This is a genomic window from Pseudomonas sp. R151218B TE3479 (genome assembly GCF_053629195.1).
Genome location: NZ_JBRJHV010000001.1, coordinates 2,180,108 through 2,193,098 on the forward strand (window position 1 = coordinate 2,180,108; position 12,991 = coordinate 2,193,098).

Annotated in this window: 11 protein-coding genes; 10 read left to right on the forward strand and 1 reads right to left on the reverse strand. The window is 61.1% G+C overall.

Annotation, left to right across the window (positions count from 1 at the left end):
* Nucleotides 1–34: 34 nt before the first annotated feature.
* The 7 genes from rplS (at nucleotide 35) to AB7M32_RS09685 (ending at nucleotide 7,356) form a co-directional block, all read left to right on the forward strand.
* Nucleotides 35–385, forward strand: a complete 351-nt coding sequence (rplS, locus tag AB7M32_RS09655) for a 50S ribosomal protein L19 (protein ID WP_003175895.1) — start codon at nucleotides 35–37, stop codon at nucleotides 383–385.
* A gap of 132 nt (nucleotides 386–517) precedes the next feature.
* Nucleotides 518–1,414 (forward strand): site-specific tyrosine recombinase XerD, encoded by an 897-nt coding sequence (gene xerD, locus AB7M32_RS09660; protein WP_158455857.1) that lies wholly within the window; start codon nucleotides 518–520, stop codon nucleotides 1,412–1,414.
* A 300-nt stretch (nucleotides 1,415–1,714) separates the two neighbouring features.
* Nucleotides 1,715–2,446: a bifunctional protein-disulfide isomerase/oxidoreductase DsbC gene (gene dsbC / locus AB7M32_RS09665; protein ID WP_454249767.1), complete on the forward strand. Its 732-nt coding sequence runs from the start codon at nucleotides 1,715–1,717 to the stop codon at nucleotides 2,444–2,446.
* Between the two features lie 132 nt (nucleotides 2,447–2,578).
* Nucleotides 2,579–3,883: a homoserine dehydrogenase gene (locus AB7M32_RS09670; protein ID WP_072408170.1), complete on the forward strand. Its 1,305-nt coding sequence runs from the start codon at nucleotides 2,579–2,581 to the stop codon at nucleotides 3,881–3,883.
* 103 nt (nucleotides 3,884–3,986) lie between these two features.
* Entirely contained in the window at nucleotides 3,987–5,396 is a 1,410-nt protein-coding gene (gene thrC, locus AB7M32_RS09675; RefSeq protein ID WP_454249768.1) for a threonine synthase, read from the forward strand.
* A 120-nt stretch (nucleotides 5,397–5,516) separates the two neighbouring features.
* A complete protein-coding gene (locus AB7M32_RS09680; RefSeq protein ID WP_454249769.1) occupies nucleotides 5,517–6,905 on the forward strand; it encodes a transporter substrate-binding domain-containing protein in 1,389 nt (462 codons plus the stop codon).
* A 163-nt stretch (nucleotides 6,906–7,068) separates the two neighbouring features.
* The gene (locus AB7M32_RS09685; protein WP_060739052.1) at nucleotides 7,069–7,356 is read left to right on the forward strand and encodes a DUF3509 domain-containing protein; all 288 of its coding nucleotides are present in this window, start codon (nucleotides 7,069–7,071) and stop codon (nucleotides 7,354–7,356) included.
* Between the two features lie 294 nt (nucleotides 7,357–7,650).
* Here AB7M32_RS09685 and AB7M32_RS09690 read toward each other — a convergent pair whose 3' ends face one another.
* On the reverse strand, nucleotides 7,651–8,850 hold the full coding sequence (locus AB7M32_RS09690) for a CaiB/BaiF CoA transferase family protein (RefSeq protein ID WP_454249770.1): 1,200 nt from the start codon (nucleotides 8,848–8,850) through the stop codon (nucleotides 7,651–7,653).
* 147 nt (nucleotides 8,851–8,997) lie between these two features.
* Here AB7M32_RS09690 and AB7M32_RS09695 point away from each other — a divergent pair, with 147 nt between their 5' ends.
* From AB7M32_RS09695 to AB7M32_RS09705, 3 genes are all read left to right on the forward strand, one after another.
* Nucleotides 8,998–9,540, forward strand: a complete 543-nt coding sequence (locus AB7M32_RS09695; RefSeq protein WP_060739050.1) for a YaeQ family protein — start codon at nucleotides 8,998–9,000, stop codon at nucleotides 9,538–9,540.
* A gap of 167 nt (nucleotides 9,541–9,707) precedes the next feature.
* On the forward strand, nucleotides 9,708–11,417 hold the full coding sequence (recJ, locus tag AB7M32_RS09700; RefSeq protein ID WP_454249771.1) for a single-stranded-DNA-specific exonuclease RecJ: 1,710 nt from the start codon (nucleotides 9,708–9,710) through the stop codon (nucleotides 11,415–11,417).
* A gap of 389 nt (nucleotides 11,418–11,806) precedes the next feature.
* Nucleotides 11,807–12,913 (forward strand): NADH:flavin oxidoreductase/NADH oxidase, encoded by a 1,107-nt coding sequence (locus tag AB7M32_RS09705; RefSeq protein WP_072408178.1) that lies wholly within the window; start codon nucleotides 11,807–11,809, stop codon nucleotides 12,911–12,913.
* Nucleotides 12,914–12,991 lie beyond the last annotated feature (78 nt).

Here is a 12,991-nt window from a genome sequence, read left to right on the forward strand (position 1 = left end):
TGGTGAGTCCGACGACTCGCCTTAGGAGCACAGCATGACTAACAAAATCATCCTTGCACTCGAAGCAGAGCAGATGACCAAAGAAATCCCTACCTTTGCCCCAGGCGACACCATTGTCGTTCAGGTGAAAGTGAAGGAAGGCGACCGTTCCCGTCTGCAAGCGTTCGAAGGCGTCGTTATCGCCAAGCGTAACCGTGGCGTGAACAGTGCATTCACCGTTCGTAAAATCTCCAACGGTGTTGGCGTAGAGCGTACTTTCCAGACCTACAGCCCGCAAATCGACAGCATGGCTGTCAAGCGTCGCGGTGACGTACGTAAAGCCAAGCTGTACTACCTGCGTGACCTGTCGGGTAAAGCAGCTCGCATCAAGGAAAAACTGGCTTAAGTCCAGCTTCCGATGCAAAAAAAGCAGCCTGCGGGCTGCTTTTTTGTTGCCTGCGATTTGCGCTTTGAGCACCCTGCATAGCTTCATTTTCCATTTCGATGCCGTGTGTGCCCGCATCCTTCAAGAGTTCTTATGCCAGCCATCGATCATCCGCTGATAGACCAGTTTCTCGACACCCTATGGCTGGAGAAGGGCTTGTCCGATAACACCCGCGATGCCTACCGCAGCGACCTGGCGTTGTTCAACGGCTGGTTGCAGGAAAATCACCTGGAACTGGTCAATGCCGGCCGGGAATTGATCCTCGATCACTTGGCGTGGCGCCTGGAGCAGAACTACAAACCCCGCTCGACCGCGCGGTTTCTCTCCGGCCTGCGTGGGTTTTATCGCTATTTGCTGCGGGAAAAGCTGATCGCGGTAGACCCGACCTTGCGTGTGGAAATGCCGCAACTAGGGCGTCCGTTGCCCAAGTCCCTGTCGGAAGCCGATGTGGAGGCGCTGCTGGCGGCACCCGATCTCAGCGAGGCCATCGGTCAGCGCGACCGGGCCATGCTGGAAGTCCTGTATGCCTGTGGCTTGCGCGTCACCGAGTTGATCAGCTTGACGCTGGAACAGGTCAACCTGCGCCAGGGCGTGCTGCGGGTGATGGGCAAGGGCAGCAAGGAGCGCCTGGTGCCGATGGGCGAGGAAGCGATTGTCTGGGTCGAGCGCTACATGCGCGATGCCCGGCATGAGTTGCTGGGCGGGCGTCCCAGCGATGTGCTGTTCCCCAGCCTGCGCGGCGAGCAGATGACTCGCCAGACGTTCTGGCACCGCATCAAGCACCAGGCCAAGGTGGCCGGGATCAATAAATCCCTCTCGCCCCACACCCTGCGCCATGCCTTCGCCACACACCTGCTCAATCACGGCGCCGACTTGCGGGTGGTGCAGATGCTGCTCGGCCATAGCGACCTATCCACCACCCAGATCTACACCCACGTCGCCCGGGCGCGGTTGCAGGACTTGCATGCCAAGCATCATCCACGGGGATGACATCTGCCGCGATGTCGTCAATGCTGACGCCATCGCGAGCAAGCTCGCTCCCACATTTTTGGAGCTGTGCCAGACCGCAATTGCGCGTCCACCACAAATCCCTGTGGGAGCGAGCTTGCTCGCGATGATGGCGTGTCAGCCGACATCAATCCTGTGTGTGCTTACAAAACGTCGTGCGTCAGCGGCATTCGGCCACGCCAGCCTTATGTGGTAGGCTTTGCCGGTTTGCACAGTGGGCGGTTGGAACCCGAATCTGCGGGTCGGCGTTTCCCGTCTCATTTGTTCGCCTCAGGAGTCCCCATGCGTTTGATCCAGATGTTCACCGCCGCCGCCATTGCGTTGGCCAGTACCTTCGCCGTCGCCGATGACGCGGCCGACAAGGCTATCCGCAAAAGCCTGGAAAACCTTCAGCTCGAAGTGCCGATCGAAGCCATCTCGGCCAGCCCCATGGCCGGCCTGTATGAAGTCAAGCTCAAGGGCAGCCGCGTGCTGTACGCCAGCGCCGACGGCCAGTACATCGTTCAGGGCAACCTGTTCGAGCTCAAGGACGGCAAGCCGGTCAACCTCACCGAGATGACCGAGCGCCAGGGTATTTCCAAGTTGATCAACGGCATTCCGGTCGCTGAAACCGTGGTTTATCCGGCGATCGGCGAAACCAAGTCCCACATCACCGTGTTCACCGACACCACCTGCCCGTATTGCCACAAGCTGCACGCCGAAGTGCCGGAGCTGAACAAGCGTGGTATCGAAGTGCGCTATGTGGCGTTCCCGCGCCAGGGCCTGGGCTCGCCGGGCGATGAGCAGTTGCAGGCGGTCTGGTGCTCCAAGGACAAGAAAGCGGCCATGGACAAGATGGTCGACGGCAAGGAAATCAAGGCCGCCAAGTGCGAGAATCCGGTTTCCAAGCAGTTTGCGCTCGGACAGTCAATAGGCGTGAACGGTACGCCGGCGATTGTTTTGGCCGATGGTCAGGTAATTCCGGGCTACCAGCCGGCACCACAAGTGGCCAAACTGGCCCTGAGCGCGAAATGATCATGGGCGGTCCGCTTTTGAAGATCACGGCTCGGCGAACACATTCGTCGGGCCGTTAAACACAGAGCCGCGTTGCTGCGCGGCTGTATTTCACGGCCGACCTTGCGTCGGCCGTTTCATGGGGAGTCAAGAGTGAATCCGGTCAAAGTAGGCATCTGTGGGTTAGGTACCGTCGGTGGCGGCACCTTCAACGTACTTCAGCGCAACGCCGAGGAAATTTCTCGTCGTGCCGGGCGTGGGATCGAAGTGGCACAAATTGCCATGCGCACGCCAAAGCCTCAGTTCCAGACGACCGGTATTGCGATTACCAACGATGTCTTCGAAGTGGCCACGAACCCTGAGATCGACATCGTCATAGAGCTGCTGGGCGGCTATACCGTTGCCCGCGAGCTGGTACTCAAGGCCATCGAGAATGGCAAGCATGTGGTCACCGCGAACAAGGCGCTTATCGCTGTTCACGGTAATGAGATTTTCGCCAAGGCCCGCGAGAAGGGCGTGATCGTGGCATTCGAAGCCGCCGTGGCCGGTGGTATCCCGGTGATCAAGGCGATCCGCGAAGGCCTGTCGGCCAACCGCATCAACTGGGTCGCGGGGATCATCAACGGCACCGGTAACTTCATCCTCACCGAGATGCGCGAGAAGGGTCGCACCTTCGAAGACGTGCTCGCCGAAGCCCAGGCCCTGGGCTACGCCGAGGCCGATCCGACCTTCGACGTGGAAGGCATCGACGCAGCGCACAAGCTGACGATCCTGGCGTCCATTGCGTTCGGCATTCCGTTGCAGTTCGACAAGGCGTACACCGAAGGCATCACCAAGCTGACCACCGCTGACGTGAACTACGCCGAAGCCTTGGGCTACCGCATCAAGCACCTGGGCGTGGCGCGCAGCACCGCCAGCGGCATCGAGCTGCGGGTGCACCCGACGCTGATCCCGGCCGATCGCCTGATCGCCAACGTCAATGGCGTGATGAACGCGGTGATGGTCAACGGCGATGCCTCTGGCTCGACGTTGTTCTACGGCGCCGGCGCGGGCATGGAACCGACGGCCTCTTCGGTCATTGCCGACCTGGTGGACGTGGTTCGCGCCATGACCTCGGACCCGGAAAACCGTGTGCCGCACCTGGCCTTCCAGCCGGATTCGCTGTCGGCGCACCCAATTCTTCCGATCGAGGCGTGCGAAAGCTCCTACTACCTGCGCATCCAGGCCAAGGACCATCCGGGCGTGCTGGCCCAAGTGGCGAGTATCCTCTCGGAACGCGGCATCAACATCGAGTCGATCATGCAGAAGGAAGTCGAGGAGCACGACGGCCTGGTGCCTATGATCCTGCTGACCCACCGGGTGGTCGAGCAGAACATCAACGACGCGATTGCGGCGCTGGAAGCGCTCCAGGGTGTCGTTGGGCCGGTGGTCCGTATCCGCGTCGAACATTTGAATTAATTTAGCGGCAAGTTATAAGCTGCAAGCCGCAAGTAGAAGCCGAGCCGCTTTGACTTGTCGCGTGCAGCTTGACCTTGAAGCTCAAACCGAAGGTTTGCCAAAAATGCGCTATATCAGCACCCGCGGCCAGGCACCGGCCCTGAATTTCGAAGATGTCCTCCTGGCCGGCCTGGCCACGGATGGCGGTCTCTATGTGCCGGAAAACCTGCCGCGCTTCACCCAGGAGGAAATCGCTTCCTGGGCCGGCCTGCCGTATCACGAGCTGGCGTTCCGGGTCATGCGCCCGTTCGTCACCGGCAGTATCCCGGACGCCGATTTCAAAAAGATCCTGGAAGAGACCTATGGGGTCTTTTCCCACAATGCCATCGCACCGTTGCGTCAGCTCAACGGTAACGAATGGGTCATGGAGCTGTTCCACGGTCCGACCCTGGCGTTCAAGGACTTCGCCCTGCAACTGCTCGGTCGCCTGCTGGACTATGTGCTGCACAAGCGTGGCGAGCGCGTGGTGATCGTCGGTGCCACCTCTGGCGACACCGGTTCGGCGGCCATCGAAGGCTGCAAGCATTGCGAAAACGTCGACATTTTCATCCTGCACCCGCACAACCGGGTCTCGGAAGTGCAGCGTCGACAGATGACGACGATTTTCGGCGACAACATCCACAACATCGCCATCGAGGGCAACTTCGATGACTGCCAGGAAATGGTCAAGGCCAGCTTCGCCGACCAGAGCTTCCTCAAGGGTACGCGGCTGGTGGCGGTGAATTCGATCAACTGGGCGCGGATCATGGCCCAGATCGTCTATTACTTCCACGCGGCCCTGCAATTGGGCGGTCCGGCCCGTTCCGTATCGTTCTCGGTGCCGACCGGCAACTTCGGCGATATCTTCGCCGGTTACCTGGCGCGCAACATGGGGCTGCCGATCAACCAATTGATCGTCGCCACCAACCGCAACGACATCCTGCACCGCTTCATGAGCGGCAACCAGTACGTCAAGGAAACCCTGCATGCCACGCTGTCGCCTTCGATGGACATCATGGTGTCGTCGAACTTCGAGCGCCTGCTGTTCGACCTGCACGGTCGCAACGGCGCGGCGATTGCCGGGCTGATGGACAGCTTCCGCCAGGGTGGCGGTTTCAGCGTCGAGCCTGAGCGCTGGACCGAAGCTCGCAAGTTGTTCGACTCCCTGGCCGTGGATGATGAGCAGACCTGCGAAACCATCGCCGAGGTGTTCGCCCAGAGCGGCGAACTGCTCGACCCGCACACGGCCATCGGCGTCAGGGCGGCCCGTGAATGCCGTCGCAGCCTGGACATCCCCATGGTGATCCTGGGCACGGCACACCCGGTCAAGTTCCCGGAAGCGGTGGAGAAAGCCGGTGTAGGAAAAGCGCTCGAACTGCCTGCGCATCTTTCTGATTTGTTTGAGCGAGATGAGCGTTGCACCGTGTTGCCCAACGATTTGAAAGCCGTGCAGGCCTTTGTCAGCCAGCATGGCAATCGCGGCAAGCCACTCTGACCGGGTAAACCTGTCACATTTTGAAGCCCGTCTCCTGACGGGCTTTCTTGTTTCTGCATGCCAAACTGGCCGGGTTTTCGCCCTTGGAGGGATGGGCGAGTCATCTCGAAGGAAATGCAGATGTCGTTTTTTATCAAAGGCAAACCAGCCCTGGGCTGGGTAATGGGGCTGGCCCTGATGTACTGGACGCAGGGAGGCAACGCGGCGCCGCTGGCGGCTTTCGAAATACCACCACCCAACCCCGGCGAACGGCTGGTGCTGGACGCGCAGGAGTTGAAATGGATCAAGGAGAACCCCCGGGTCATCGTGGCCACGATGCAGTTTCCGTTGTACCTGTTCAGGGATGAACAGGGGCAGTGGAATGGGTTGAACCACGACGTTCTCCAGCGCATCGCGCACATGACCGGCCTTGAGTTCGTGCATCGGGAATCGTTCTCTCCCGGTGAGTTGCTGACAATGCTGGAGAATGGCGAAGCCGACATGACGACCCTGCTGGCGATGAATGAAGAACGTCGGGACTTCCTGAGTTTCAGCCATGCATTCGGTGGTTCCGGTTGGGTATTCGTCGGCCGTGACGGGGAATCGTCCCTGCATTCGCTGGAGCAGCTCGAAGGCAAGGTCCTGGCACTGCCGGCACGGCATGCATTGGAGGCGGAAATCAGGCGCGATTACCCGACGATCGAACTGCGCACGACCAAGACCTTTGGCGAGGCGCGGGCGCTGGTAGAGAGCCGGGAAGCCTATGCCACCATCGAAAATGAAACCGGGGTGCATCTCTATCCCGCCGGGCAGTTGCAGGTCGGCAGCGGCCTTGAGGGCAAGTGGGAACCGGACTACCTGGCGGTGCGCCAGGACCTGACCATGCTGTTGAGTATCTTGAATAAAGCGCTGGAAGCCTTCCCCGCCGAGGACATGCGTGCACTGCGTTCGAAATGGATGGCCGGTGCGACTCCCGTCCAGGCGCCATCGATCTGGGAGCGGATCTCCCGTTGGGGCTACTGGTGTGTGACCGTGGTCCTGGTGTTTGGCCTCTTGTCCCTGCTGTGGAACCGCCGCCTGCAGATACAGATCGACCAACGCCTCAAGGCCGAAGCGGTCCTCAAGGACCAGTTGATGCTCCAGCGGGCCTTGATGGATGCCATTCCCGACCCGATTTTCATCTGTGATCTGGAAGGGCGTCTGATCATGTGCAACAAAAGCTATGAAGACCAGTTTGCGACCCGCTTCGAAAAACTGCGGGGCACGCGGCTTACCGACTCGGCATCATTCCCGCCGGCCACCGCCGAGCTGCTGCATGGGGAAGTGATGGAGCAATTGCGCACCGGCCAGTCTCGATTCGTCGACCGGCAATTGATGTTCAACGGCAGATTGCGGGAAATCTATCATTGGTCGGTGCCGTTCTATGGGGCTGATGGACAGTTGCGCGGCATTCTGGGCGGCTGGACCGATGTCGGGCGGCGGTGGCGTCGTTGCGACAGGGGCTTGGCCGAGCCGGCGGTCACCCCGTAACGACTCTCGGAGAACGCTGTTGTTTGCCTGTCATATTGGACGCGCATGCTCGGTTGAACAGGTTGAAGGCATGCCGGTTCGGTGCGCTGACGAACTTTCTGCTGCGGCCCACGGTCATTTACTGTGCACATGCAGTTGTTTCGGACTATTGAAGGGTGAGCGAATGGAAAGTATCAGCCTATTGCTGAATGAAGCCTTGAGCCCGTATCAGGTCTCGCTGACTCCCTCCGGCGCCAAGGGCGAATGCCGGGTGACGCTGAAGAATGCCAGCGGGGTCATCATGGTCGAGCGAGTGTTCAATCAGGCCCAATTGACCGACAAGCGTCAGTTGACGGACGTAGTCGATGGCCTGCATCGCGATGTGCTGATTGCCGAGGGGCGCCTGGAGCCCTGTGTGATTGCGGCGCTGCGCAATCTGGCGCGCGACAAGGTCATGGTCGCGGCGAATTGACTGGGCTTTTGTGGGAACCTTCCTACGTCTTGATGAGTCAGACCCTTTACCAGCAAGAGCGAGCATTGTGCTCCGGTGCTTGTCGCTTGTTGTACGGACCTTGAGTGGTCACGTTTAACCCCGAGTCGTCTCCCCACTTCTCGGGGTTTCTTTTTGCCCGGCGTTTATGTTTGTGGCAGCGAGCTTGCGCGCGATGACGGTGTGCCAGTCAACATCAAGTCGACTGGGCCGATGCCATCGCGAGCAAGCTCGCTCCCACAGTTTGATCTCCAGCGGCTGCTCCCCTGCAGTGCCTCAAATGGCGCCATCGCTGCGCAGTTTGGCGATCTGCTGTGGGTCGTAGCCCAGTTCGCCGAGCACTTGGGCGTTGTGCTCGCCCAGTGCCGGCCCGACCCATTCGCAGGTGCCCGGGGTGTCGGAGAGCTTTGGTACGATCCCCGGCATCTTGAACGCCTTGCCGTCCGGTAGCTTGGCCTGCAGAAACATCTCACGGGCCAGGAACTGCGGGTCGCTGAACATATCCTCGGCGCTGAAGATCCGACTGGCCGGCACCCCGGCCTGGTTCAGTTGGTCGATAACGCTATCGAGCGGCAGCGCGTTGACCCAGCGATCGATGACCCCGTACAGCTCGTCACGCCGACTGTCACGGCCATCATTGCTGGCCAGTTGCGGGTCATTGGCCAGGTCGTCACGGCCGATGATCTGCATGAAGCGCTTGAAGATCGCATCGCCGTTGGCGCCAATTTGCACGTGCTTGCCATCGGCGCTGGTGTGGATGGACGAGGGGGTGATGCCGGGCATGATATTGCCGGTGCGCTCGCGGATGAAGCCGAACACGTCGAACTCCGGCACCATGCTTTCCATCATGGCGAAAATCGCCTCGTACAAGGCCACGTCCACCACTTGTCCGGTGCCGCCGTTGATCTCCCGGTGACGCAGGGCCATCAATGCGCCAATCACGCCCCAGAGGGCGGCGATGGAGTCGCCGATGGAAATCCCGGTGCGCACCGGTGGGCGGTCTTCGAACCCCGTGATGTAGCGCAGGCCGCCCATGGATTCGCCCACCGCGCCAAACCCCGGCTGGTCTTTCATCGGCCCGGTCTGGCCGAAGCCCGAAAGCCGCACCATCACCAGTTTCGGGTTCAAGGCATGCAGCACATCCCAGCCCAGGCCGAGCTTTTCCAGCACGCCGGGGCGAAAGTTTTCGATCAGGATGTCGGCTTCGCCGAGCAGTTTTTTCAGGATCGCCAGGCCTTCGGGGTGCTTGAGGTTCAAGGTCAGGGACTTCTTGTTGCGCGCCTGGACGAACCACCACAGTGAGGTGCCTTCGTACAGCTTGCGCCACTTGCGCAGCGGATCACCGCCGTCGGGCGATTCGACCTTGATGACTTCGGCACCGAATTCGCCGCAGATGCGCGAGGCGAAGGGCCCGGCGATCAAGGTGCCCAGTTCGATGACTTTGACGCCGGCAAGGGGTTTGGCAGTAAGCGACATGACGGATCCTGTAGGACAAAGGCAGAACGAATAGAGCGTTTTATCATAGGCCAGGGCCGGTCGCCGCAGGTTGATGGTCGGCAATTCGTGGATTGCCTGCGTCATCGGTTAGACTTGCCGCCTTTCCTCGTATCAAGAAGCCCGTTCATGGCCCAGCCGTCCACGACCTACAAGTTTGAACTGAACCTCACCGACCTCGACCGCAATGTGTACGAGAATGTGAAGCAGACCATCGCCCGCCACCCTTCGGAAACCGAAGAGCGCATGACCGTGCGCCTGCTGGCCTACGCGTTCTGGTACAACGAGCTGCTGGCGTTTGGTCGTGGTCTGTCAGACGTCGATGAGCCTGCGCTGTGGGAAAAAAGCCTGGATGACCGTGTGCTGCACTGGATCGAAGTCGGCCAGCCGGATGCCGATCGCCTGACCTGGTGCTCGCGCCGGACCGAGCGCACCAGCCTGCTGGCCTATGGCAGCCTGCGGGTCTGGGAAGGCAAGGTGATCCCGGCGGTCAAGAACCTGAAGAACGTCAACATCGCCGCCGTGCCCCAGGACGTGCTCGAAACCCTGGCCCAGGATATGCCCCGGGTGATCAAGTGGGATGTGATGATCAGCGAGGGCACGATTTTCGTGACCGACGACCGTGGCCAGCATGAAGTCCAGTTGCAGTGGTTGCTGGGCGAGCGCGGTTGAACCGCTCCGGCATCAAGTGAACTCATTGTGGGAGCGAGCTTGCTCGCGAATACGGTAGATCAGTTTGCATTTATGTTGAATGTGCCGCCGCTTTCGCGAGCAAGCCCGCTCCCACACAAGCTCCCTGCCAGAACTTTCACGATTATCCAGAGAAATGTCGTCACCCCATGCGCATAGAACCCCGCCAACTGCCCGACACCCTGCCATTTCTCGGTGACCTGCCGCCCCTGTTGACGCGCCTGTACGCGGCACGCGGCGTGCAGTCCGAGGCTGAGCTGGACAAGCGCCTGGCGCGCCTGATTCCCTTTGAGCAGCTCAAGGGGATCGACGCCGCGGTGGATCTGTTGGTAACGGCGTTGGAGCAACGCCAGCGCATCCTGATCGTGGGTGACTTCGATGCCGATGGCGCGACCGCCAGTACCGTGGGCGTGCTGGGCTTGCGCCTGCTCGGTGCGGCCCATGTCGACTATCTGGTGCCCAATCGTTTCGAATATGGCTACGGGCTGACGCCGGAAATCGTCGAAGTCGCCTTGACCCGCGAGCCACAGTTGCTGATCACCGTGGATAACGGCATCTCCAGCGTGGAAGGCGTGGCGGCGGCGAAAGCGGCGGGGCTCCGGGTGCTGGTCACCGACCACCACTTGCCTGGCCTCGAACTGCCGGCGGCCGATGCCATCGTCAATCCGAACCAGCCGGGCTGCGAGTTCCCGAGCAAGGCCCTGGCCGGGGTCGGCGTCATTTTCTATGTGCTGATGGCCTTGCGGGCGCGTCTGCGCAGCCTGGGCTGGTATGCCAGCACCCCTCAGCCGAACATCGGCGAATTGCTCGACCTGGTGGCTCTGGGTAGCGTGGCCGACGTGGTGCCCCTGGACGCGAATAACCGGATCCTGGTGCACCAGGGCCTGGAACGGATTCGCGCCGGCCGCGCCCGACCCGGCATCAAGGCGATCCTGGAAGTGGCCAAGCGCGACGCTTCACGGATTACTTCCACCGACCTCGGATTTATCCTCGGGCCGCGTCTGAATGCGGCAGGGCGCCTGGACGACATGAGCCTGGGCATCGAATGCCTGCTCACCGACGACCCGACCCTGGCGCGGGAGATGGCGGCGCAACTGGACGGCATGAACCAGGACCGCAAGTCCATCGAGCAGGGCATGCAGCGTGAAGCCCTGGCTCAGCTCAAGGACCTGCCAGTGGAGTCGATGCCATTCGGTTTGTGCCTGTTCGACCCGCAGTGGCACCAAGGGGTCATCGGCATTCTCGCCTCGCGGATGAAAGAGCGCTATTTCCGCCCGACCATTGCCTTTGCCGATGCCGGGGACGGTTTGCTCAAGGGCTCGGGGCGCTCGGTAGCGGGCTTTCACATTCGCGATGCGCTGAGCGTGGTGGCGGCGCAGCATCCGACCCTGATCAGCAAGTACGGCGGTCACGCCATGGCGGCGGGGTTGACGTTGCCGGAAGCGAATTTTCCGTTGTTCGCCGAAGCGTTCGACGCGGAAGTGCGCCGGCAATTGCGCGAAGAAGACCTGACCGGCCGGCTGTTGTCGGATGGCACCCTGGCGGTGGAGGAGTTCCACCTCGAACTGGCCCGGGCGTTGCGCCATGCCGGTCCCTGGGGCCAGCATTTCCCGGAGCCGATGTTCCATGGCGTGTTCCAGTTGGTCGAGCAACGCGTGGTGGGCGAACGGCACCTGAAGGTCATTCTCAAGAGCGAGTGCGGCTCGGTGAAGCTCGACGGCATCGCCTTCGGCATCGACCGCGAGATCTGGCCAAACCCTACCGTGCGCTGGGTGGAACTGGCCTACAAGCTCGACCTCAACGAGTTCCGCGGCCAGGAAACGGTGCAGTTGATGATTGCCCATATCGAACCGCGGTAGGCACAAATGCTATTGATCAAGTGATGATGTGTGGCGAGGGGATTTATCCCCGCTGGGCTGCGCAGCAGCCCCCAAAATATCCCAGCACCGTATTCCTTCAGCCAAACGGCATTGCTCGGGCTCACGGCTGCTGCGCAGCCGAACGGGGATAAATCCCCTCGCCACAAAGTCACAGGCCCGATCGAGAGTAATCTGGTCACACCGTCGGTTTTTAAGTTCTGAACCCTCCTGCCTCCCGGGTTGTCGACTAGGCTCTAAGCACTGCTTGATAGCCCTTGTGACGTCTTGTCGAATTTTTTGCCCGCGGGGGCGGGTGTTGCACCTTCTTGTCACTCGTCGACTTTTCAAACAGAACCCTGGAGCCTGCCCACTGATTCGAGAGGTGCCCCATGAGTCTGCTGCTGGAACCCTATACCCTTCGCCAATTGACCCTGCCCAATCGCATCGCGGTATCGCCGATGTGCCAGTATTCGAGCACCGATGGCCTGGCCAACGATTGGCACCTGGTGCATTTGGGCAGCCGCGCCGTGGGCGGTGCCGGCCTGGTGTTCACCGAAGCCACCGCCGTGACCGCCGACGGTCGTATCACCGCCCAGGATCTGGGGCTGTGGAACGATGAACAGATCGAACCCTTGCAACGCATCACCCGGTTCATCACTGCCCAAGGGGCCGTGCCGGGCATACAGCTGGCCCATGCCGGGCGCAAGGCCAGCACCTGGCGACCTTGGCTGGGCAAGCATGGCAGCGTCAAACCGGAGGATGGCGGTTGGGTGCCGGTCGGTCCGTCGCCGATTGCCTTCGACCCGCAACACACCCAGCCGGTGCAGTTGGACGAAGGGCAGATCGCCGGGGTAATCCAGGCCTTCGTGGATTCGGCCAAGCGCGCCCTCGCGGCCGGTTTCAAGGTGGTCGAGGTCCACGCGGCCCATGGTTACCTGCTGCATCAGTTCCTGTCGCCCTTGAGCAATCAGCGGCGCGATCAATATGGCGGCTCCTTCGAAAACCGCATCCGCCTGGTGCTGCAAGTCACCGAAGCGATCCGGGCCGTATGGCCGCAAGAGCTGCCGGTGTTCGTTCGCGTTTCCGCCACCGATTGGGTCGAGGACGGTTGGAACCCGGATGAAACCGTGGAGCTGGCGCGGCGCTTCAGGGCGCTGGGAGTGGACCTGATCGATGTGTCCTCGGGCGGCACGGCCGCCAATGCGGAAATCCCCACCGGCCCGGGTTACCAGACACGCTTCGCCGAGCGGGTGCGCAAGGAGTCGGAAATCGCCACCGGCACCGTCGGCATGATCACCGAACCGGCCCAGGCCGAACATATCCTGCGCACCTGCCAGGCCGACATCATTTTCCTGGCCCGCGAATTGTTGCGCGATCCGTATTGGGCCCTGCATGCCGATGATGACCTGGGCGGCCGCAAGGCCACGTGGCCGGCGCAGTACCAGCGGGCTACGCATCGAGACCAACCGATTCATGAATCGGATTTACGCGATTGAGTGCCCAGTAAAACAAAAAGCCCCGGTCATCATTGGCCGGGGCTTTTTCATCTCTGAAATCGCTGGTGCTTGTACTGC